Source organism: Mesorhizobium sp. GW821-FHT07A06, assembly GCF_059419085.1.
Map to the genome: position 1 here is coordinate 170,702 of NZ_JBWKRC010000001.1, position 21,427 is coordinate 192,128.

Annotated in this window: 16 protein-coding genes; 5 read left to right on the forward strand and 11 right to left on the reverse strand. The window is 58.5% G+C overall.

The window, feature by feature from the left end; translation table 11 throughout:
• The first annotated feature begins 86 nt into the window (after positions 1 to 86).
• The 3 genes from AC07SZ_RS00870 to AC07SZ_RS00880 are packed head-to-tail and all read left to right on the forward strand — an operon-like array spanning position 87 to position 2,559.
• Complete coding sequence (locus AC07SZ_RS00870; RefSeq protein ID WP_494913005.1) at positions 87 to 638, forward strand: class I SAM-dependent methyltransferase; 552 nt, start codon at positions 87 to 89, stop codon at positions 636 to 638.
• A 2-nt stretch (positions 639 to 640) separates the two neighbouring features.
• A complete protein-coding gene (locus AC07SZ_RS00875; RefSeq protein ID WP_172374165.1) occupies positions 641 to 1,519 on the forward strand; it encodes a hypothetical protein in 879 nt (292 codons plus the stop codon).
• On the forward strand, positions 1,516 to 2,559 hold the full coding sequence (locus tag AC07SZ_RS00880; protein ID WP_494913006.1) for an FkbM family methyltransferase: 1,044 nt from the start codon (positions 1,516 to 1,518) through the stop codon (positions 2,557 to 2,559). The genes AC07SZ_RS00875 and AC07SZ_RS00880 overlap by 4 nt, the downstream gene beginning before the upstream one ends.
• Before the next feature lie 89 nt (positions 2,560 to 2,648).
• Here the strand turns inward: AC07SZ_RS00880 and AC07SZ_RS00885 are convergent, their stop codons facing one another.
• The 10 genes from AC07SZ_RS00885 to AC07SZ_RS00930 all read right to left on the reverse strand — a co-directional run bounded on the left by AC07SZ_RS00885 (position 2,649) and on the right by AC07SZ_RS00930 (position 17,305).
• On the reverse strand, positions 2,649 to 4,640 hold the full coding sequence (locus tag AC07SZ_RS00885) for a putative glycosyltransferase family protein (RefSeq protein WP_494913007.1): 1,992 nt from the start codon (positions 4,638 to 4,640) through the stop codon (positions 2,649 to 2,651).
• A gap of 265 nt (positions 4,641 to 4,905) precedes the next feature.
• Positions 4,906 to 5,976: a class I SAM-dependent methyltransferase gene (locus AC07SZ_RS00890; protein WP_494913008.1), complete on the reverse strand. Its 1,071-nt coding sequence runs from the start codon at positions 5,974 to 5,976 to the stop codon at positions 4,906 to 4,908.
• Positions 5,977 to 6,018: 42 nt separating this feature from the next.
• Complete coding sequence (locus AC07SZ_RS00895; RefSeq protein WP_494913009.1) at positions 6,019 to 8,886, reverse strand: glycosyltransferase family 4 protein; 2,868 nt, start codon at positions 8,884 to 8,886, stop codon at positions 6,019 to 6,021.
• Positions 8,883 to 10,292: a class I SAM-dependent methyltransferase gene (locus AC07SZ_RS00900; RefSeq protein WP_494913010.1), complete on the reverse strand. Its 1,410-nt coding sequence runs from the start codon at positions 10,290 to 10,292 to the stop codon at positions 8,883 to 8,885. The genes AC07SZ_RS00895 and AC07SZ_RS00900 overlap by 4 nt, the downstream gene beginning before the upstream one ends.
• A 92-nt stretch (positions 10,293 to 10,384) precedes the next feature.
• Positions 10,385 to 11,611 (reverse strand): ABC transporter ATP-binding protein, encoded by a 1,227-nt coding sequence (locus AC07SZ_RS00905; protein WP_494913011.1) that lies wholly within the window; start codon positions 11,609 to 11,611, stop codon positions 10,385 to 10,387.
• Positions 11,612 to 11,613: 2 nt separating this feature from the next.
• On the reverse strand, positions 11,614 to 12,399 hold the full coding sequence (locus AC07SZ_RS00910) for an ABC transporter permease (RefSeq protein WP_056563787.1): 786 nt from the start codon (positions 12,397 to 12,399) through the stop codon (positions 11,614 to 11,616).
• Between the two features lie 33 nt (positions 12,400 to 12,432).
• A complete protein-coding gene (locus tag AC07SZ_RS00915) occupies positions 12,433 to 13,377 on the reverse strand; it encodes a GDP-mannose 4,6-dehydratase (protein WP_494913012.1) in 945 nt (314 codons plus the stop codon).
• Positions 13,378 to 13,415: 38 nt separating this feature from the next.
• Positions 13,416 to 14,402 (reverse strand): GDP-mannose 4,6-dehydratase, encoded by a 987-nt coding sequence (gmd, locus tag AC07SZ_RS00920; RefSeq protein WP_494913013.1) that lies wholly within the window; start codon positions 14,400 to 14,402, stop codon positions 13,416 to 13,418.
• Positions 14,403 to 14,459: 57 nt separating this feature from the next.
• The gene (locus tag AC07SZ_RS00925; protein ID WP_056563778.1) at positions 14,460 to 15,875 is read right to left on the reverse strand and encodes a mannose-1-phosphate guanylyltransferase/mannose-6-phosphate isomerase; all 1,416 of its coding nucleotides are present in this window, start codon (positions 15,873 to 15,875) and stop codon (positions 14,460 to 14,462) included.
• Entirely contained in the window at positions 15,875 to 17,305 is a 1,431-nt protein-coding gene (locus AC07SZ_RS00930) for a phosphomannomutase (protein ID WP_494913014.1), read from the reverse strand. Before AC07SZ_RS00930 ends, AC07SZ_RS00925 begins: the two co-directional genes overlap by 1 nt.
• Positions 17,306 to 17,712: 407 nt before the next feature.
• On the opposite strand from AC07SZ_RS00930, the gene AC07SZ_RS00935 reads away from it, so the two are divergent.
• Together AC07SZ_RS00935 and AC07SZ_RS00940 are read left to right on the forward strand one after the other, a co-directional pair.
• Positions 17,713 to 19,701 carry a nucleoside-diphosphate sugar epimerase/dehydratase gene (locus tag AC07SZ_RS00935; RefSeq protein WP_056563772.1) on the forward strand — a complete coding sequence of 663 codons (1,989 nt, stop codon included), beginning with the start codon at positions 17,713 to 17,715 and terminating at the stop codon, positions 19,699 to 19,701.
• A 227-nt stretch (positions 19,702 to 19,928) separates the two neighbouring features.
• Positions 19,929 to 20,477, forward strand: a complete 549-nt coding sequence (locus tag AC07SZ_RS00940; RefSeq protein WP_056563769.1) for a sugar transferase — start codon at positions 19,929 to 19,931, stop codon at positions 20,475 to 20,477.
• Here the strand turns inward: AC07SZ_RS00940 and AC07SZ_RS00945 are convergent.
• Positions 20,456 to 21,409 (reverse strand): NAD-dependent epimerase/dehydratase family protein, encoded by a 954-nt coding sequence (locus AC07SZ_RS00945; protein WP_494913015.1) that lies wholly within the window; start codon positions 21,407 to 21,409, stop codon positions 20,456 to 20,458. The two genes, AC07SZ_RS00940 and AC07SZ_RS00945, sit on opposite strands and share 22 nt — an antisense overlap.
• Positions 21,410 to 21,427: the final 18 nt, after the last annotated feature.

Below are 21,427 nucleotides of genomic sequence, written 5' to 3' on the forward strand. Positions count from 1 at the left end.
AGGTAGCTGGCGGAAAGGCAGAGGACGGCGTCGTCATAGGCAACACCTATGACAAATACGGCACGCGAAATCCTATCGCCCGCCGGATGGTCGCCGGCTTCGACGATGCTTTGTCCGGCTTGGTGGCAAAGGCGAACCCCGCTACCATTCACGAGGTCGGATGTGGAGAGGGCTATTGGGTCATGCGGTGGCTTGGCCAGGCCATCGATGCGCGGGGCACCGATTTCTCCACCCAGGTTATCGGCATGGCAAGGGAGAACGCCCGTGGACGCGGCATGGACCCCGGGCGTTTCGCGGTCCGCAGCATTTATGAAGTGAAGCCGGAACGCGATAGCGCGGATCTCATCGTCTGTTGCGAGGTGATGGAGCATCTCGAAGACCCGCAAAAGGCCCTGCAGGCGCTGCAGCGGGTTGCAGGATCGGACCTGATCCTCAGTGTCCCTCGCGAACCACTCTGGCGGGCACTTAATCTTGCGCGCGGCAAATACATTTCGGCCTTGGGAAATACGCCCGGTCATCTGCAGCACTGGTCACAGCGCGGCTTCGTCTCGCTCGTCTCGCAGTTTTTCGAGGTGGTTGAAGTCCTGTCGCCATTGCCTTGGACCATGTTGCATTGCAAGCCTAGGAAAAGGCGCTGACGATGGCGCTCGGCCCGGGCGCGAGGACTTGGCTCAACCGCATCGGAGCTTTCCTGGGTTTGGCCGGCCTCGTTTTCGTGGGGATGCGACTTCACAGTTACGCTGGCGAGATCGATTTCCGACGAATTGGTCTCGGCGGATACGTCGCAATTGCCGCGCTGGCCTGTCTGTACGGAGTCTCGAATCTGCTGCTTGCCGTTGGCTGGCGGCGTCTCCTGGTCCATCTCGGAGTTTCGGCCTCTCGTTCCTGGGCAATCCGCGCCTATGCAACCTCGCAACTCGCGAAATATGTCCCCGGCAATATTTTCCAGTTCGCCGGGCGGCAAGCCATTGGTGTGGCGGCGGGTATCGGCAATCGGCCGCTGGCCAAATCGACTGCGTATGAACTCGCCATCCTCATCGTTGGCGGAGCTCTCTTTTCGCCGCTTCTGTTATCGCTGATTGTCGCCGACACTCCGGACTGGCTCGGCTGGGTTTGTTTCGCTGCGGTCGTGGCGGGCGCGCTTTGGCTGGCCTCAAACAGAGGCGTGGATTTTGGTGTGGCTGCTATTTGCTATCTCGCCTTTCTGGCATTTTCCGGTCTCGTTTTTGCGGGAGCCTATAACCTTGCCGGCGGTTCAGTCGGACCGGCGCTTTATCCGGCGATTGCAGGCGCCTACGTGCTGGCGTGGCTTGCCGGGCTGGTGACCCCAGGCGCGCCGGCCGGTATTGGTGTCAGGGAGGCGGTGTTGCTCTTCCTGCTCGGTGGACTGAGTTCTGGCTCCGTCATTCTCCTGGCGGTGGTGATCGGAAGGATGGTCACTGTCCTGGGCGATCTTCTCTTTTTTGCCGGCGGACTGATTGTCGGTCGTCTGCACGGAATAACCAGTCAACGAAATTGAACAAGGCAATGCTCCCCAGGATGCGATCAAAAACGCTCAAGGCCGCTGCACTCAAGATACCGCAGATCAGGAGGCTATGGGAGGATCGCAAAAATCTCTTGGCGGAGCGGGATGTCCTTGTACAGCAGAACGAGCAGCTGCGAACATCAGGGAAACTGGAACCGGATAGCGTATTTTTTCACTACAACTGCAGTTTCGATGCGATTGAGACGATCAATCGCCACGCGCGCCAAAATCTAACTGCAGATCCGTCTCACGTCACCAACTTTCTCGGCGTGAAAATTTCGCCGCGTTTCTTCCCTGGCATCCTTGACGGCAAGGCCGGCACCATCGAGCCAATTCCGATCCCCGCCAATTGGCACGCCGACATTGCCGAGTGGGCTGCCGCATTGAGAGCTGTCGACTTGGCCTCAGGGCGTTTCCGGGTGGTGGAACTCGGATGTGGCTGGGGGTGTTGGTTGAACAATACCGGTGTCGCAGCGCGCAATAAAGGACTGGCGGTGGAACTCATCGGCATCGAAGGAGACAGTGAGCATGTCGCCTATGCCCACGAGGCGATGGAGGCAAATGGCTTTGCGAGCAACGAGTTCCGCATTATTCATGGTGTCGCTGCACCCAAGAAGGGGGCAGCACTCTTTCCGATAGTCGAGAATGCAGGGGCGTCCTGGGGCTCGGAGCCGATTTTGGACGCGTCGGCGGCACAGATCAAGGAAGCTTCAGCGTCAGGGCAGTATCAGCAGGTCGACGCCTACCCATTGGCCGAGATCGTCGACGGCGAGCCGGTTGATCTCGTGCATATCGATATCCAAGGTGGCGAAGCAGATTTTATTGAGGCTGCTATCGACGATCTCAACAGATTCGTCCGCTACATCGTCATAGGCACGCACTCACGCCAGATCGAAGGACGGATCATGGGCACTCTCCTGAGCCAAGGCTGGAAACTCGAGATGGAAAGGCCAGCGATCATCGGATTGACCGCGGGAAGACCGCAGATATTAGTCGATGGGGTCCAAGGCTGGCGCAATGCCCACCCCGTATAAGGCTCTGATCAACGGCACCGAATGGCGGGCCACAATCTGGCAATTTACGAATGGCGTGCCTAACAATTGGCGCTTCGCATGCGCATCGCTCATCTGACTACAGCCACTGATTGAAGGAGCACGCCGAGCATTCTCTGGTCGGCACTTCCGTATGATGAAGGTGAGCGCAACTGATCAACACGAAAGTCCAGTTGACCATTCTTTGCCAAACTAGCTTGCGGAAATTCTGTGGTGATCCAGCCCGAAACGCTACAATAATTTTGGTCCAAAATTGTGATCGCCCCGCTTAGAATTTCGACTTTCGTGCAAGTATTTCCTGGCGCGAAGACCGAAAATGTGACGCGCAATTTCCCGCCGTCTGGAATGTCGGTCGCGTCCAGCAGGATTGACGCCTGCTTCTCGCGAGACCATGTGCCGATTGGTTCGGATAGATACCATCCGCGTCCAACGAGATAGTTTCCGTCAATTGCTCCACTTACGAAATTTACTGGTTTGCTTAGATCGATTGGAGGCATCGAATTCCACACCGATAGACTGCCAGCTGGATTGAGCCCGTGGGCAAGGCGGATGACGGCATAGTGCTTCATAAAATCCGCTTCGTATCGGTCCTCGCCGTCGAGAATTTTGGCGATGGGAGAAAGCTCCTTTTCCCGCTCGTCAGAAGCCGGCCAATCATGAGCCGCCCAAAGTAGGTTTATGTACGAGAGCACGACCGCATCGGCTTTGCCGCTCTCAAGAAACGCCCGTACATTTGTTGAAAAATCAGGCGCTATTTGGCCTTGTTCAAAGTTAGTCATTTCTTTTGGCCAACTGCTCATGGCAGAAAGAAGATTTTTGTCTCCCCCGATATTGTAGGTCCGGATGTTCAGTTCGCTCGCAATGAAGTTGGCAAGAAAGTCGTTGCCGTAGGGGAGAAATGCGACTGTTTCACCAGCATGAAAGTGCGGTTGCCACGACGCAACCTCTGTAGTCCATTCATTGACAACGTTTAGAAAGTGTCTGTATAAATTCAGCTGTATCGGGCTGGGAATGTTGAGGATCAGTAAGATTGCAATCAACATCGCCCTAGCGTTCATGGACAGCTTGCCGCTTGCCAGCATCAATACAAAGATTGCCCAGCATCCGAAGATTCCAAGGGCCGTCCAGCGGTAGCTGGCTCGCATGATTCTAAAGCCGGGCAAATACTCTGAGATCCATGCATTTCCGGTTTCGAACCATCCATAGGAAGCAGGCATAAGTTGACTGGAGCCTTCAGGCCGGTAGACTAGAAATTTTACCGTTGGGCCAAGCGCCATATAGAATCCAGCTATCGCTATCAACGTCAAAACTGATAGAAAGTAGCTTCTCTTCTTGATCGCAAATGCACTGTAAAGGGCAACGAGGATGATGCCGGCGCAGAACGTCGAAATGAACGTGGATTCATCTCCGAAATAGTCCCTCGGATTTCGACCCGTGCTGAGTCCAAGTATATCTGGTATTGCCAGCACGCCTGATGTCGGCACGAAAAAGAACTCAAGACTGGCAGCCCACCCACGAAAACCGTCGATAGGCTCGGCAGCGAACGTGGGAATTCCTTGATATAGGGCGTAAGCCCCGTAAGAGGCACCGAACGCAAAAATGATGGCGAGGGCGCGGTATAGCAGATCTATCTTTAGATCGTGGCGACGGCTTATAAGCGCGCACCCGAACATCAAGGCACTGCCGGATGCGAACATCATGAAGGTATAGCCGTCCATGAACACAGCGACGAGTGTGGCGACGGCCAAAGCAAGGCACCGCCAGGCTGAGAGGCGACCAATCGAGACCTGCATCGCCGTAAGTTGATAGAGAGGTAGCAGCGCGATCCCGAGCGCCACCGTCGAGAAACTGTTATTCTGCCAAACAATCGGGAAGGTACACCAGATCAAGGCACTGAGCAGCGCTGCCAACCGCCCAGCGCCGATATATCTGGCGAACAAGAATGCTCCTGTAAAGGCCACGGCGAGCCACATGGCGAACGCCGATGCATAGGCATTGGCTGGCGATGCGCCTATTTTTAGAAAGATGGCGGCGGGAAGCGCTGCCGACAGCCCAAGTGACATTGCCGCCGGCTCTGGAGATCCAAAATTGTGCGCATATAGAGACCCGAAATTCGCGAATGACCTAGAGAAGCCCATAAGCCAGAATACCTGAGCAGTCGTCGGGCTCATATACCCGGGAATTGCTCCATTAGTGATGAGTACGAGCGGGAATAGGACAACTCCCGCCAAAAAAGTCTTCAGGCTGTTCGACATGCGGCGGCAATCACTTTACTATCTGGATCACCAATCCAGATGGCACGAAAGGCTCCTCGGCACAATGATGTGTTCAGTCCGGTTTGCGTGCGATCATGACCCAGCCGATCGCGCCAGTTTCCTCGGCGAAATGGTCGATTTCGAAACCGCACCGCTTCACGCATTTTGAAATGAAGTCGGCGCTCCATCCGCTTTCGAACCAGCCAAACTTGCGGATGCAATAGACTGAAATCGGATCGGTGCGAATGCCCCAGTGTTTCCAGATGTCGTTCACCGGTTCGCCCGCGAGCATGAGTTTTCCGCCTGGTTTCAACCTGCTGTTGACGAGCGACAGCGTCTCCCACGGCTTTATGGCGTGGTGGAGGCTCTCATAGTAGAGCGCGGCGTCGTAGAGTTCGTCGCCGGGAATATTCTCGAAGCTGCCCAGAATGGCATTGACCTTGTGGCCGATCCGCTTTGCCCTGGCGTTCACCAGTTCGACAAAGCGCGGATTGATGTCAAGGCCGGTCACCTCAAGTCCGCAAAACGCCATCAATTCGCAACTCGTACCCCAGCCGCAGCCCATGTCGAGAATGCGATCGCCAATTTGCAGTCCCGAATACTGGATGGCACGCGCGACACGCCCGGCATGCATCCCCACGGCGGTCGGCGGCTGATGGGCGTAGGGATTGGCGCCGGCGATATGGTCCGCCATCGCGAAGTCGGTTTGCTCGTTCGCGTGCTGATTGACGTCTCGCCTGGCAATCTCCCGATATACGGCAATTTGCTGTGCGACATATTCTTCCCCGAATGGGTCCAGCTTCTGGTTCACCCTGGTCTCGGGAACATATTGCATGCCGCGCCAGAACTGCTCGACTTGCGGTGAACCTGGCGGGCCAAGCTTGTCGGAGCAGGTTACAAAGACATCGAGATTGCTGGGCGTAATAGCCTTCCCGTATTGCCAGGTCGACGGTTGCGCAGTTGAGATCGGATTGACGGCCGACAGGCTTTTCTTGGTTTGATATTCTTGCGACTGTCGGATGCTGTCGCGGAACGCTTCGACGTTCTTGTGGGCCGTGAGATGCCCGGAAATGACGTCATCCGACTCAGGCATGCGATCAAGGAGTTCCTTGTAGCCTGCGATGATATCGCTGCGTCCGATCATGCGTTTCTGCTTCCTGCTCAGCCAGCTCACGAAATCACCCGACTACAACGTCACGCGCAGCGGACTGCCAAACCACCGGACGCCCTCCTGCAAGAGCTCGATATCGACGAAGGCGGCGCCGCGCTCACGCCAGGTAACGGGAACATTGACAGCCAGATGGATCGTGTCGCCTGGTATCAGCACAAACGGAATGTGAGTGCGGGCATTGTCATACTGAAGAAGCTGGCCTGCTGCGTCGAGCACATGATAGCTCAGCACCACGCCCATATTGGCGTCAACCGGGCCGCGGCTCGACCAGGCCATATCGGAGAGGTTGGTCACATTGACGACGATCTTCGACGCGGCGCCGTCATCGGTCACATATGGACCCTCCACGAGCTCCAGGCGATGCGCGCGCTGCTCCTCCTCGAGAGACGCGGTGACCCGCGTGTCGCCAAGGTCGTTCAGTGGCGCGAAAGGCTTAGGCGAACTCGGCTCGTAGAGCTTGTACCATTTCTGCCCCACGACGACGCTTTCCAGCTGCGCGGCGCTCTCGGACCATGTCGGCCATGAAACTTTGCTCGGCTTGGATATGAACGGCCGCTTCAGGAAGCTCTTGACCGCGTCGGCCAGGGCCGCTGACGATCCCATCTCGAAGAAATGCGCTGCGGCCGCACCCTTTCCCACCTCTCGGAATACTGGAATATCGCTGGCGAGAACCGGCTTGCCGAAATGGCCCGCCTCGACGATGGGCAGGCCAAATCCTTCCGCGAACGAAGCCGCGATCAGGGCGTCGCAATCGCTATAAAGGGTACCAAGATGTCCGTCATCGACGCTTGCGTGCAAATGCAGGCGATTGCCAAATTCCACATGGCGCTGAATGCGGTCGATGAGATGCGAAATGCCCCAACCGGTCCTGCCCACGATGACCAGTTCGATATCAAATCCGTCGGCCCACAATGCCTCGAATGCATCCAGTGCAACACGATGGCCCTTGCGCGGCTCCAGCGTTCCAACCATCAGGAAGCGAGGTCGCATCACGCTCCTGCTTCGCGGCTTCGATGGCAACGCGTCCATTGCGAAATCCGCGCCGAGTTGCCAGTAGCCAACCTTCATTCGGCGCGGAAACCGGATGCCCGCCAGCAAATCCAGCAATTCGTCGGCGACTGCCCGGGAAATGCAGACAAAGCCGGTGGAGTAGGCGAGCGCGGTTTGGAACCATGCACTGAACAGGGGCGGCATGCCTTCATGACAGAAGGCGGCGGAGCGCAAGGGAACCGTATCGTAGAGGCAGGATACGACCTCCGCCCCCTTGATGAGAGCCGGGCGCAGAAATGCCGGATGCAGGGTATGAAAAGGCCACGAACTGTCCAGCATCAGGATTGTATCGCCGGCGTTCGGCCGCAGCCGGTTCGATGAATGCTTTGTCGGCGGCCGTCCCGTCCACTCTCTTGCCGCGTACCAGCCGGATTGGTCGTCGCAAAAGGAGATGTATTTGCTCTCGCCCTTTGATCCGCGTGGGAACATGCTTTCACAGATGCGCCGAACGACGCGTTGAATGCCTGTCCGATGGTCCTCCAGAAGTGTCGCCGTGGCGTCTACCAGAAGTCGTCGCTGCGTAGCCTCCGGTTCGGCGAGAGCCATCAAGGTCGAAGCGTCCTGTTCGTCGCCTCTCTTGACATCCAGTGCTTCGACAAGCCCGAGCCGCTGCGGAGCCGCGCGACTGTCCAGCCCTTGCAAACCCTGAACGACACGATCCGACACCCTTCGCCAGCTGAATGTGTCGATTCTTTCTCGCGCCAGTTCTTTCAGCTTGCGCGCGTTGAGTTTGCCCGCGGCGGCGATATCGATCTTCTCCGCAAGATCCAGCGGGGACGTTGGATCAAAGAGCAGCCCGTCGTCTCCGACAACTTCGGGAAGCGCCCCGGCTCTGGCGGCGAGGGCTGGTGTTCCGCAGGCCATTGCTTCCAACGCCGTCAACCCGAAACCCTCCATGAAAGAGGGTTGGATCAGCGCCAGCGCTCCCTTGTACAGACGCACCAGCGTTCTATCGTCGACGGCGCCCGCGAATACAACCTGGTCAGGTCGCAAGCCATGAGACTGCCAGAGGTTGAAGTACTCGACCCTCTCCCGGGGTGTGATTTCCCCGGCAATCACAAGCTTTAAGTTATGGCGGAGTGATTCTGAAAGATTGACGATTGCTTGCGGTATTAAATCGAGATTCTTTCTCCAATCGAAGCCACCAACATAGAGGAGATAATCGTATTCTTTATGATGGATCTCGTTGCTTTCGCCGATCAGGTCGACGAAATTTTCCGATATGCCGGTTCCGATATATTTATAATTAGAATTTTTGACAAGTTCTGTAAATTCTTCAGAAGAAAACTCAGAGATTGTGAAGGTGATGTCAAAATTACCATACCCTGAGAGGCGCCTGTGAAAATATTCTCGCTGACGAGTGTCGCGCATGTACTTTTCGGGAAACCTGAATGGGATCGCGTCGTAGAAGATGGCGGCTGTTTTGACCGTCGCCAAAGAGCCACCTCGATAGGGAACCGCGGGGTCGACGGCCCCCTCGAACGGACTTGCGGACAACGCGACATCCGGGTTGAGTTGGTTGACGTGATGAATGAGGGCAATCTCGCTGCGGCGGCGCCAGGGCGTGTAACCGAAATCGGCCTCGCCCCCTTCAACCTTGCCGTGCCAGACATGAATTCGATCCGGAGGGACGATGCCCGAGAGCAATGATCGCGCGGCAATGGCTGCCTCGGGCATCGCCGCATTCAGCGATACCTGCAGTTCGATGTCGCCATCTTGGCCGGAGAGGGCTTGGAGCAGATCCAGCACGTAGCGGCCGATGCCTCGCTTCCGGCTGTGGGTTTGCAGGCACTGACCGTCGACCCAGAGTTTCAATGGCTGGGCATTTGTCATTTCGACTTTCCGGTCATGAGAAGCTTGCTCCAGGCCCGGAACGCGACAGGGTCCGGATCAAGCATCCAATCCTTGTCGATGATGATCAATCCGCTTCGGGCGCGTGCGAAAGCCAAAAGGCGGCGCTCGATCGGCGGAGCCAGCCGCACTGCGCGCCGTACGGAAGCGGCCAAGCGCGGCCTCAGCCGCAACCACAGCAGGCCATGGTGCATCAGAAGCCTGGTATTGGCACCAGGCGCCAGCGTCCACGCGGGGGAGGGGGCGGCGAGGTCACGGCTATTGTATTTTGGCCGCTCTAATGCAGTGCGGTACAAGTATTTCATTGCTCGGATGGGAGCTGCGAGTTTCCACGAGGTCGAGTTCTTGAAGGCGTCCGTAAGCGCCGAGAGTTGCTCAACCTGTTCGGCCAGCGCCGCCATGCTTTGGCTCAGGCGGGCAATCTCGGCGTCACGCTCCTCTATGACGGCATCCTTGAGGAAAGACTGTTCTCTCGCCGTGATTTCTTCCTCGGCAAGATGGTGACGAAGGCGCTCGATCTCGGTATCGCGCGCTGCCACGGCTCTGTCCTTGATGATGTCCTTAAGCTGTTTGCCGAGAGAAGCCACGGTGTTTGTCAGCGCGATATTGCCCGTTCGCATCATGTCGGACTGGGCAGCCAGATTATCGGTCAGTTGCTGAAGCTGGAGCGCGGTCGAAGTCATCATTGCCTTGACGCCTCCCGATATGTCGACGACTTCGTCATCGGCGGAACGCAGCCATTGCTTTATCTGCCTTGTGTCCGTGGGCACCATTTGCGATGCGCTCTCGACAAACGCCGCAAGTGCATTGGGTCCTTCCACGAGGTGTTTTCTCGCCAGACAGGCATAGTCGCGCGCCACCTCGAACATCAGGTGAATGCTGCGTTCCATCGGTCCGGCGTCGATCATCGGGGCGCCATTCAGCCTCAAGATCGCGGTCTCCGCGAATTCAGCTTGTCCCACCAGAAATTCCAGCAAATCCGGCGGCAGGGGACGCTTATGCGTTGGGTCGAGATGGAAAGTATGCGTACCGACCGAGATATTTTCCGGATTGGGTGTTTCCAGGATCAGCAGGCCGTCATCGGTCAGCACTCTGTTGCATTCATCCAATAGTCTGATCAGGTAATCCGTCGGTACGTGCTCGACCATATGGAAAGCCGAAATGACGGCCACGCTGTTGTTCGGCCTGCCGCCGAGATAGTCGATCGCGTCCTGCAATTCGATCTTGAGGCCATGGTCCGTGGCCTCCTGTGCCATACGCGCATTGGTATCCACACCCGTGGCATCGAACCCAGCCTCGGCGAGTATCTCGAGCCATTCGCCGCGTCCGCAGCCAAGATCGATCGCCAGGGTCGGTCCCTCGGCCTGTCGCGGTACCTGCGCCAACAAGGGCAGGTAGATCTTCAGCCGATCCTTGACGAGTTCCCTCGAGCCGCGAAAGCGATCCTCGAAGGCCTTGTAGAGATCATCGAAAGTTTTTTTCATCTGACGATTTCGAACACGTGTTCAAGGCGGCTCGTCCCGACAAAAAACGGGCGGTCTGAATTGATGACGTCGAAAACCTCGACGTTTTCGATCCAGTCGAAATTGTTGTCGATGTGAACGTCTCCGGTGTGGAGCGAAATGGAAAGTCCGTATGAACCCTGGCCAAGCGCGCAGGCAAGACGCAGGTTGCATTCCACCTTGTCTCCGGCCTTGATGCCTGAAAGCACCTGGCCCGTATGCCAGGTGTTGGTTCCCCAAACTGTGTGGCCGGCGCGGTCTTTCAGCATGAACCCGATGACCAGTTCCGGAATGTCCTCCTTCGCCTCTATCCGGGCTCGAATTGTCACGCTCTGTCCTGAGATGGCGGTCTTGATCGGCTTCCCGTTTTCGCCGTCGATCAGCGCGACGGATTCAACCGCGGCCGCCTTGGTTCCGCTCCTGCTGTAAAGCCAATCGTCCCTTTCGCGCCGTTGCTCGATGGTCAGCTTGGCGTTCTCCTTGGTCGCGATCAGGGCGTTGTAGTAGTCGACCACTTCGTCGGGCGGCCCGTCCTTCAGCACGCGCCCCTTGTCCAGCAGAATCACCCGGTCACACAAGGATCTGACGTCCCCCATACCGTGAGTGACCAGAATGATCGACGTGCCGGCGGCCCTGAAACTGCGTATCCGGTCGAAGCTCTTGTGCTGGAAATAGCTGTCGCCCACCGAAAGCACTTCGTCGACGATCAGCACCTCGGGCCGTTCGGCGGTGGCGAGCGCGAAGGCCAGCCGCGCCTGCATGCCGCTCGAATAGGTTCGCAGCGGCTGATCGAAGAAGTCGCCGATCTCGGCAAAGTCCTCGATATGCGGCATCAGTGCGGCAAGCCGCGTTTGCGACAGTCCCATCAGTCCGCCGGCATGGTAGGCGTTCTGGCGTCCGGTGAATTCGGGGTTGAAGCCGAGCCCGAGTTCGAGGATGGCGCTGATGCGGCCGCCAACGCTTGCCGTGCCCTCGGTAGGCCGAACGGTGCCGGTGATCAGCTTCAGAAGCGTGCTCTTGCCCGCACCATTCTGGCCGATGAGGCCCAGTGCCTCGCCGGCCGCCAGGGAGAACGAGATGTCCCTTACCGGCCAGAATTCCTCCGTGGGCTTGACGGGCGCGCCGAACCAGCCGGCAAACCTTTCCAGATTGCTTGCGTAGCTCGCATAGCGTTTCGACAGATGGCTGACGGAAAGCACGGTCATGGCTACAACACGTCGACGAGTTCGGGGCTTGCGCGCCGAAAGAAGATCATTGCGAAAGCCATGCTCACAATTCCAAGTGCCGCCGGCACGATCAGGCTTTCAGGGTTCGGCCAGCGGTTGAACAACAACGCGTCCTGATAAAGCGCCACCAGCGGTGCGATCGGATTGAGGCCGATCAGAAAAGCATATTTTTCGGGCAGAACATTGGCGGGATAGACGATCGGCGTCAGCCAGTACCAGAGCTGCAGCACGATCATCATGACTTGCGCCACATCGCGAATGAACACGTTCATCACGCCGAGGATCACGCCAAGGCCGAAGCCGATCGCTGCAATCAGGATGATCCCGATCGGCAGCAAGACCAGGGCGCGGCCCGGAATATGGCCGAGGAAGATGAAGATGACAAACAGGGCGATGAGCAGCAGCAGATGGTTGATGAGCGCCGTGCCCCCCACGATGACGGGCAGGCACAAGCGCGGAAAGGCGATCTTCTTCATCACGGGTGCCTGCTCGATGAAGACGGTCATGCTGCGTGTCAGAATCTCGCTGAACAGCGTCCAGGCCGCCATGCCGGACAGGAGATAGATCGGATAGGCCGCGGGGCTGTCCGTGTCCGGGAGCCTTGCCTTGAGAACTTCAGAAAGGACGATCGAGAAGATGAGCGCCTGCGCAAGCGGATGAAGGATGAACCACAGGCCGCCCAGACGCGACCGCACGAAACGCCCTTTCAGGTCGCCCCTGATGGAGGAAATGATGAAATGGCGGTACTGCCACAGGCTTCGAAACATGTGCTCAACCTTTGGCGCGCTGCGGTGATGTCGTCATCGAGCGTTGCATAGCCGGTGCCAATACCCGAAAACGTCGGCTATTGTCTGCTCGAATGGCACCAAAGGCCGCCAATTCAACTCGGCGCGTGCCTTTGAAGCATCACCTGATGCGGTGGGAATCTCGTTCGGGCGCAGTTTTTCAGGGTCGGCATGTACTTCGATGTCGATGCCCGACTGCGCAACAAGCGTATCCAGGATATCACGGATTTTCCGGGGTTGTCCCGATGCGATGTTGTAGACTTGGTCGGGTGCGGCATCCAGATTCAGCACTGCGGAACTGGCATACGCGCGCACCACGTCGCGAACATCAAGGAAGTCACGCTCCGCCTGGAGATTCCCGACATGAATGACCGGCTCGCTCTTGCCGGACACGATCTCGGCGACCTGGCGTGCGAAGGCGGAAACCACATAGGCATCGGACTGGCCGGGGCCGGTGTGGTTGAAGGGACGAAAGCGCACGGCGCGCAGACCTTCATATGCCATTTGCCCGACCATCAGGTCCGCGGCCGCCTTTGTGGCGCCGTAGACCGTCATCGGCCGAAGCGGCACGTCTTCCGTCACCGGACCTGCCGCGCTCAGGAAGGAAGCGCCATACGCTTCGGAACTACCCACATAGACGAACCGGGCGTCCGGCGCGTTGTGCAGCATGGATTGGGCGAGGTTCATCGTTCCGTTGAAATTGACGTTCCAGGCATGCCGTGGCGCGTTGCGTGCATCGGAAGGAGCGGCGACCGCGGCCAGATGGATGAGCGCGGTGGGCTGCACCTCGCGGATGGCCTCGTCGAGCCCCTTTCGGTCCTGCAGGTCGATCGCGTTTCGTTGGCCCGCGCCATGGCCAAGCGGGAACACCTTGCAGTCAGCGTGTTCCCGCTCCAGCAGCCGCAACAGTGCCGTGCCGACAAACCCTGTTGCCCCGGTTATCAGGATGCGATGCGTCAACCTATCGACCATAACGCAAAAAGGGTTCTCCGCTCAACTCAGCGCTTGGCGGTACCGGCGTGACGTTCGAGATCGGCGTCCACCATTTCACGGATCATGTCTTCCAGCGAGATCGTCGCCTCCCATCCCAGCTTCTGCTTTGCTTTCGCAGGGTTTCCGAGCAGAATTTCGACCTCGGCCGGTCTGAACAGGTCCAGATCGATCACCAGGTGATCGTCGATCTTGAGCCCGACATGTTCGAACGCGATTCGGCACATGTCGCGCACGGTCGTCGTCCTGCCTGTCGCGACGACGTAGTCGTCCGGCTGGTCCTGTTGCACCATAAGCCACATGGCACGGACATAATCCTTGGAGTGACCCCAATCGCGCTTGGCATCGATGTTGCCGAGCCGCAACTCCTTTGCCAGGCCTTTCTTGATGCGCGCCACCGCGTCCGTGACTTTTCGGGTGACGAACTCAATGCCGCGAAGCGGAGATTCATGATTGAACAGGATGCCGCTCGAGGCATGCAGGCCGAAGCTTTCGCGATAATTGATGGTAATCCAGTGGCCATAGAGCTTAGCGACCGCGTAAGGCGAACGCGGATGGAAAGGAGTTGTCTCCGACTGCATGGGCTCCTGGATAAGACCGTACATTTCCGAGGACGACGCCTGGTAGAAACGGGCTTCGGGCGATTCGAGGCGAAGTGCCTCGAGCACATTGGTCACGCCTATGCCGGTGACATTGCCCGTCAGGATCGGCTGCTGCCAAGATGATTTGACGAAGGATTGGGCGGCAAGATTGTAAACCTCGTCGGGCTTAACATCGCGCATGGTTCGAGCCAGGCCGGACAAATCCGTCAGGTTGCCATCAACGATCCGGACATCGTTTTCGATGCCAAGCCATTTCAGGCGCGTTGTATTGACGTCAGCCGTGCTCGATCGCCGCGCCAGTCCGTGGACCTCGTATCCCTTGGACAGCAGCAACTGCGCCAAATATGCGCCATCCTGCCCGGTGATGCCGGTGATCAAAGCTTTCTTTGTCATCAATGCTCTCGATTGTATCTGGTGGTTGCTCGCCAAGCATCGCGAGCCGGGGGATTGTCAGGCGCGACCATATACGTCATCGAAGCGCACGATATCATCTTCGCCGAGATAATCGCCGCTTTGCACTTCAATGATCACCAGGTCAATTCTACCGGGGTTTTCCAGCCGATGCTTATGGCCGCAGGGGATGTAGGTTGATTCGTTTGTTGCCAGGAACAATTCCTGGTCGCCATTGACGATTTTCGCGGAGCCGCTGACCACGACCCAGTGCTCCGAACGATGGTAATGCATTTGCAGGCTCAAACGCCTGCCAGGCTTCACCTCGATGCGTTTGATCTTGAATCGCTCGCCTTCCTCCAGAACCGTATAGGTACCCCAGGGTCGGTGTACCGTGCTGTGAAGGAGATGCGCCCCATGTCCGGAAGCCTTGAGACCCTCGAACAGCTTTTTGACGTCCTGAACGCGGTCGCGGGATGCGACAAGCAACGCATCCGGGGAATCGACGATTATCAGGTCGTTGACGCCGACGGTGCCGATGACCCGCCTGTCGGAGCTGATATAGCTGCCTGCGGTGCCGATCATGTGAATATCGCCGCGTATCCTGTTTCCGTTTTCGTCGGGGGCGATCAATTCGGCCATCGCGTTCCAGGATCCGATGTCGTTCCAATCCATGTCGCAGGGTATCACGGCAAGATTGCCGGCCTTCTCCATGACCGCGTGGTCGAGAGAGATCCGCGGAGCCGAGCCGAAATGCTCGGGCGCGAGTTCGATTTTGGCAAAGCCTTCGCCGTCGCTGAAACGGGCGTTCTCATAGCTTCTGGAAACCGCCTCGATGACCGCGGGACAATGCAAGGCCATTTCATTGAGCATGGTTTGGGCGCTGAAGCAGAAGATGCCGGCGTTCCAGAAGAAACGCTTGGATGCGAGATAGGCTTGAGCGGTCTCGAGGTCTGGCTTTTCAACGAAGCGGACAACTTTTTCGCCGTCGGCCTCGATATAACCGAATGCGGTGTCCGGCCTGGTTGGGTTTATGCCCAGGGTCGCGATTCGGCCCAGCTTCGCGTAGTCGATGGCCCGGCCCATGACATTCAGAAACGCAGGCAGATTGCCAATCATGTGATCCGCGGGAAAGACGCAAAGGATTGCGTCAGGTCCCTGCGTCGCCTTGGCGTGGACCGTGGCGGCGGCAACGGCAGCGGCCGTATCCCGGCCTTCCGGCTCAAGCAGAAATGTGCGTGGCAGCACGACCGAGTCCAGTTCGTCGAAGTCGTCCTTGGTCAGGAAGAGGTGGTCCCCTGATGTCACCGCAACGAGTTCCACGACGCCCTCGATCGAGGCCGCGCGCAACACGGTGTGCTGAATAAGAGAATGTCCGTCCGCCACTTTGAGGAAAGGCTTGGGGTGCGATTGCCTCGAGGCAGGCCATAGCCGCGATCCGGCTCCCCCGCTGATGATGACGGGAACCACTTTCATTAAACGACCTCTGTTTCGTCTGTGGATGTGATTGCCCGCGCCCTTTCAAGCGTAAGCGCCACGATCGCTTCCGCTCTGTCCTGGTTTGCAGCCTCCGAATAGCACCGCAGTTCCGGCGCGTTGCCGGACGGCCGCAAATGGATGATCTCGCCATTCGCCATTCGTGTCCTGAGGCCATCGGTCTCATCGACTTCGGCGACAGTCCCGAAAGGGGCCAGAAATCGCTGCAATTGTTCCCGGTCGGCGAGCCGAAGCATCAGGCCGCTCGAACTTTCCACCGGGAAGTTCTCAAGGCGCTCGCTCGCGCACACCGGGAGCTTCCAGAGTTCGCGCAGATGCGACACCTTTTTTCCTGTCGACGCAACCGTGCCAAGGACGGCAAGGATCGGGAGCATCGCATCTCGCGTCGGCAGTGCCGTCAATGTTCTCCCGTGCAGCGAGCAGTCCGACCCAAGGAGCACGCCGCCATTGGCCTCAAAGCCAAGGACGATGCCGCCGGTGCGGTATGAAGCTTCCATGGCTTCGATGACGAACGGAGACCCGACCTTCGTCCTCAGCACCTCAAAACCGAAGGTTTTCGAAATGCCTGAATTGGACGTTACCGGCGTCACGACAACATCTGCCCGCAAATACAAGGCTACGGCGAGGCCAATCAGGTCGCCGCGAAACAGATCGCCGTTCTCGTCGGTGACGAGTGGACGATCGGCATCGGCATCCGTCGACACGATGGCATCGAGTTTGAATTCTCGCGTCCAAGCCCTGAACTTTGCAATTGTGGCGGGGCTCACAGCTTCTGTGTCAACGGGCACGAAAGTGTCGGATTTCCCGACAGGCGTCACGCAGGCGCCGAAGGATCGGAGAATCTCGACCAGGAGATCCGCCGCGACCGAGCTGTGCTGATAGACGCCGATCCTCAACCCCGAAAGGGAGCCGGGCTTCAATATATCCTCGGCGCGTGCGCGATAGGCGGCCATCGCCTCATCATGGTGTGTCGGAAATGCGGTTTCTGCAGACGGCGGCGAGCGATAGGAATCCGACTTTTCAGCGGCATACTGTGCGATGGCGGCTTCATCGGCTTTGCTGATCTCGCCATGCGGGCTGTAGAATTTGATGCCGTTGCGGTCGGCGGGAATATGCGAACCCGTCACCATGAGCGCCGCCATGCCATGCTGCAGGCCATAGAGCGCCAAGGCCGGTGTCGGAATGGCGCCGCAATCGATCGGTTGAAGTCCGCTTGCCGCCAGTGCCGCCATGCAGTTGGCGGCAATGGTGGGACTGCTGTCGCGTAGGTCGCGGCCTACCAGGACCCTGGCTTTCGGCTGGCACCCGCCGGCGGCCAGGCGCCAGGCGAAAGCCTCGGTATAAAGTCCACTCGGCTTCCCGACCAGTTCCGAAGCCAGGCCTCGAAGGCCACTCGATCCAAATTTCATCACTTCGCTTTGGCTGGTGAAGGAAAGGCCGTCATATTGCAGTAGGCTCCTCTGTCAACCGAAAATCGCTTGGCCAGCAGTCCAGCGTTTCCCTTGTGATCTTCAAAATAGTGCGTTGGCAATGATTTAGACGACACTTGGTGCGTATCGGTCCGGGAGCCACGTGATTTGTATAAGCGGGAGCTACTTTTGCACTTGCTGTTGCAAACGGTCCTGATCGATATGCGCGGTCCTAATCAAACCGCCTGTGAAAAAATCTCTGGCGATGGCCTCAAGTCCACGCTATGCGATAGAGAAGGCGGGGGCCGAGGATTTGGCGCTAATAACAGGTGGCCGGTGACGAATGGTATTCGATCTGGCTCCGTACTAGTGTTGAAGTTCTCACGCCCGGAGTTCAGTACTGCCTGATGACATCCCATATAGAAGCCGTATCCGGACTTCGACCGAAGGTGCGTCGCGCTATCATCATGGTTCTGGATATCGTGATGGTCCTGATCGCGGTGGCGCTCAGCCTGACGTTATCGCAATCGAGACTGTCGTTCGAAGCCTTTTCCTCAGCGGGTTTTGCTTGCTGGGCGAGCATCATTGTTCTCAGCCACCTGCTGTTTAGATATTGCGGCCTTTACAACACCGTGTGGCGTTTCGCCTCGACGCCGGATTTCTTCAATATCTTGAAGAGTTGCGCAATTTTGACTGTCACGCTTTATTGCGTTTCGCTCGTTGTCCGTTCCTTTCAGCCTGTGGCGGGCCTTAACGAGCGCCAGTTTATTGTCTTTTTCCTGGTTTCTTTCACCATCATCTCCGCGCCCCGGATTTTCTATCGGTTCCTTCGCGACGGTGCGAGTTGGCGCATCTTGAGCCGCGGCACCGGCAAGACCTCGATCAAGCGGGCGATGTTCGTCGGCAAGTTGAGCGAGGCCGACGTAATCATCCGTTTCACCCGCACAGCCCAGCCGGCGGAGTATTCCATCGTCGGAATCTTGGCGATCGAAAACGGGGCTCCCGAGGGTACCCGTATCCAGGGCGTGCCCGTCGTGGCCATTCGCCCCCGCTTGGTCGAGGCGCTGGAGGAATACGCAAAGGGGACGGCAAGTCTCGACCTGCTTATTTTCGGCAGCGGTGCCGAGCATGAGATCGAAGAGTATTCCGAACTCGTTCGGGTCGCCCGGCATGGCGACATAGCGGTCGTGCAGTTCTCGGGGCTTTCGCAACTGGGGCAGGAGGGAAAGCTCGTTCTCGACGCTGTCGAGATGGAAACGATCCTGCGTCGCTCGACGGTGCCGTCCGATGTCAAACGCATCAGCGCCTTCGTCGGTGGTAAGCGTGTTCTGGTGACGGGTGGTGCCGGTTCCATCGGTCGAACCCTCGTCAAACGGTCGCTGGAGCTTGGGGCCGACGCGGTCCTGGTTGCCGACAATTCCGAGTTCGGCATCTTCCAGTTGAGCCAATATATTGACGAGCAGCACCATGACCGCCTCAAGGTCCGCATCGCCGATGTCGCCGATCGGCGCCAGATAACGCGCGTCGTCTCGGAATTCAAACCGGATATCATCTTCCATGCGGCGGCGCTGAAGCACGTTCCGCTGCTCGAGGAGAATTGGGACTCGGCCATCCAGACCAATGTTTTCGGTACACTCGTCTGCGCAGAGGTTGCCGCCAGATGCGGAGTGGCGCAGTTTGTCCTGGTGTCGAGCGACAAGGCCGTGGATCCGTCGTCCGTGCTTGGCATAACGAAGCGGGCTGCCGAACAGATCGTCAGCGCCTTGCATGGGACACCCCCGAGCGATCCTGGTGGGCGCCGCCCCGCCACCAAGTTCATCGCCGTCCGTTTCGGCAACGTCTTTGGCAGCAACGGTTCCGTGGCGACCATATTCCAGTCGCAGATCGAGGCCGGCGGACCCGTCACGATCACCGACCGGCGTATGACGCGCTACTTCATGACAGTGGCCGAAGCCGTCGATCTCGTCATCATGTCGGCGGCCGATGCCGCATCGCGGCCAAGCGGCGAAGATTATGCCGTCTACATGCTCGACATGGGCAAGCCGGTGCCGATCCTCGAAGTTGCCGAAACGATGATCCGCATGTCGGGAAAGAGCCCGTACACGGACATCCCAATCCGCTTTACCGGCATCAGGCCTGGCGAGAAGCTCCATGAAACGCTGCATGGTGAAGACGAGGAACTCGTCGAACTCGGCATTTCGAAGATTTTTGGCTTGAGCACGGACGTTGTGGAGTGGTCGGACGTCCAGGTCGCACTTGCCGCGCTTCAGCAATCGGTGAAGAACCAGGGCAAGGCCGCTTCGCTCGCCGTGCTGGCGGGTCTCGACCGCGCCAAGAAGGCGCGGGGGAGCACGGACCAGCGGGCAATCCCGAAAACGGCTGGGCAGGCGACTTAATCTGTTGCCGGGCGATCTTTGAATCTTGAGATCTGGTCGGCGCTAACGCAAAAGCTATGTCCACCAGCTTTTTGCCGGGACCAAACGGCACCCCCAAATGTCCTGAACCTGAATGGCCGCGCGGTGCGCTTGGTCGAGAGGCGACCACGTGCTAGGTCGACCGGATGACGGCTTCATCAGCGGTGTTGTCCCGCGGGGCTTTTGGCAGGGAGCACGATCGACCATTCATGAAGGCAGCCAAGAAAATCTTCGATCTTGCCGGCGCGACCCTGCTGCTGGTGGCCACATCTCCTGTTCTATTGCTCGCCGTGCTTGCCGTGCGGGCATCGTCACCCGGTCCAGCAATTTTTTCCCAGACACGGGTCGGTCGTGACGGCGCGTTGTTTCGCTGCCACAAGTTGAGGACTATGGTGCAGGGGACGCCGTCCTTGCCCTCGCATGAAGCGCCGGCGAATGCCGTGACTGCTGTCGGAAGGACCTTGCGGAAGTTCAAGCTCGATGAACTGCCGCAATTCTGGAATGTCCTGAAAGGCGAGATGAGCCTGGTCGGGCCGCGTCCCTGCCTGCCGACACAGACGGAATTGATCGAGTACCGCAGGCGGCTGGGGGTTTTGACAGCACTTCCAGGCATAACGGGCATGGCCCAGATCAGGGGCATCGACATGTCGAACCCGCGCCTCCTGGCCGAAACGGATGCCGCCTATCTCAGGGCGGCGTCATTCTGGCTTGACCTTCGTATCCTGTTTGGAACGCTCTATCGCAACGGAGGCGATTGAGCGTTTGCGAACCGCGTCATCTCGACCAGTCGTTCCAGCGTGCCGGTTTCCGGCAGCCAGCCCTCGGATACGAGCAGGGCAGGGTCGCATATCTGCGTCGCGGTCATGCTGTCCCAGAATATCCGCTTGCCCAAGAGGATCGCGGATGCCCGCAACGGCGCGGCCGGCACGGTCATCAGGCGCCTCGGCCGTCCAAAACCGCTGCGAAAGGCGCCCACAATGTCAGCGATCGAAACCGGCGGCACATCGCTGGCAATGTAGATCGGGCGTAGCGATCCCGAACGGCCGAGCAGATGACATATCGCTCCCGGCGCTGATTGCGATGACAGCAGGGAGCGGGTTGCCGTCAGGGCACCGGTCGGCAGCGGCAGGGCCGTGTCGGCCAGGCGCATCAGCGTTGCCAGGTTTCCCTTCATGCCGCTTCCATAGACTGGAGGCAGCCGCAATACGGTGCCGTCGGAACGGCCATGCGACGCATAGGCGTCCAGCACCCTGATTTCGGCTTCGCGCTTCGAGCGCCCATAGGCGCATTGCGGATCGGGGATCGTGTCTTCGTTGATCGTTGCGCTGACGCGCGCGCCGATCACGGCCCGGATCGAGGAGAACTGGATGAAGCGTCCGCTTGCTTGCTCGGCGGCGGCCTGTGCCAGCCGCGCGCTCAATTCCGCATTGGCCGCCCGGAAATCGGCTTCGGTGGCGTTGCCTTCATCGTTGTTCAGGCCCGCGCAGTGGACGACATGCGTGACATCCCTGGTAAGCGCCAGGAAGGCGGCGGTCGGCGCATCGAAACCGGGCATGCGCATGGCGTCATGTCCCGAACCAAGCCTCTCGGGATGGCGGGACGCGAGGCGAAGCTCGACACCTGCCTCGCGGAGCCGGTGAACCACCTGACGGCCGATGTAGCCCGTCGCGCCCGTCACCAGAACTTTCATGACCTTTGCCCGGAACAG

What these genes read in the sequence shown, in the direction of transcription:
- AC07SZ_RS00890 (WP_494913008.1), bottom strand. Translation starts at nt 5,976, where the DNA reads ATGATCGGACGCAGCGATATCATCGCAGGCTACAAGGAACTCCTTGAT.
- AC07SZ_RS00940 (WP_056563769.1), top strand. Translation starts at nt 19,929, where the DNA reads ATGAAGGCAGCCAAGAAAATCTTCGATCTTGCCGGCGCGACCCTGCTG.
- AC07SZ_RS00905 (WP_494913011.1), bottom strand. Translation starts at nt 11,611, where the DNA reads ATGACCGTGCTTTCCGTCAGCCATCTGTCGAAACGCTATGCGAGCTAC.
- AC07SZ_RS00875 (WP_172374165.1), top strand. Translation starts at nt 641, where the DNA reads ATGGCGCTCGGCCCGGGCGCGAGGACTTGGCTCAACCGCATCGGAGCT.
- AC07SZ_RS00870 (WP_494913005.1), top strand. Translation starts at nt 87, where the DNA reads ATGGTCGCCGGCTTCGACGATGCTTTGTCCGGCTTGGTGGCAAAGGCG.
- AC07SZ_RS00895 (WP_494913009.1), bottom strand. Translation starts at nt 8,886, where the DNA reads ATGACAAATGCCCAGCCATTGAAACTCTGGGTCGACGGTCAGTGCCTG.
- AC07SZ_RS00925 (WP_056563778.1), bottom strand. Translation starts at nt 15,875, where the DNA reads ATGAAAGTGGTTCCCGTCATCATCAGCGGGGGAGCCGGATCGCGGCTA.
- AC07SZ_RS00930 (WP_494913014.1), bottom strand. Translation starts at nt 17,305, where the DNA reads ATGAAATTTGGATCGAGTGGCCTTCGAGGCCTGGCTTCGGAACTGGTC.
- gmd (WP_494913013.1), bottom strand. Translation starts at nt 14,402, where the DNA reads ATGACAAAGAAAGCTTTGATCACCGGCATCACCGGGCAGGATGGCGCA.
- AC07SZ_RS00885 (WP_494913007.1), bottom strand. Translation starts at nt 4,640, where the DNA reads ATGTCACTTGGGCTGTCGGCAGCGCTTCCCGCCGCCATCTTTCTAAAA.
- AC07SZ_RS00910 (WP_056563787.1), bottom strand. Translation starts at nt 12,399, where the DNA reads ATGTTTCGAAGCCTGTGGCAGTACCGCCATTTCATCATTTCCTCCATC.
- AC07SZ_RS00935 (WP_056563772.1), top strand. Translation starts at nt 17,713, where the DNA reads ATGACATCCCATATAGAAGCCGTATCCGGACTTCGACCGAAGGTGCGT.
- AC07SZ_RS00945 (WP_494913015.1), bottom strand. Translation starts at nt 21,409, where the DNA reads ATGAAAGTTCTGGTGACGGGCGCGACGGGCTACATCGGCCGTCAGGTG.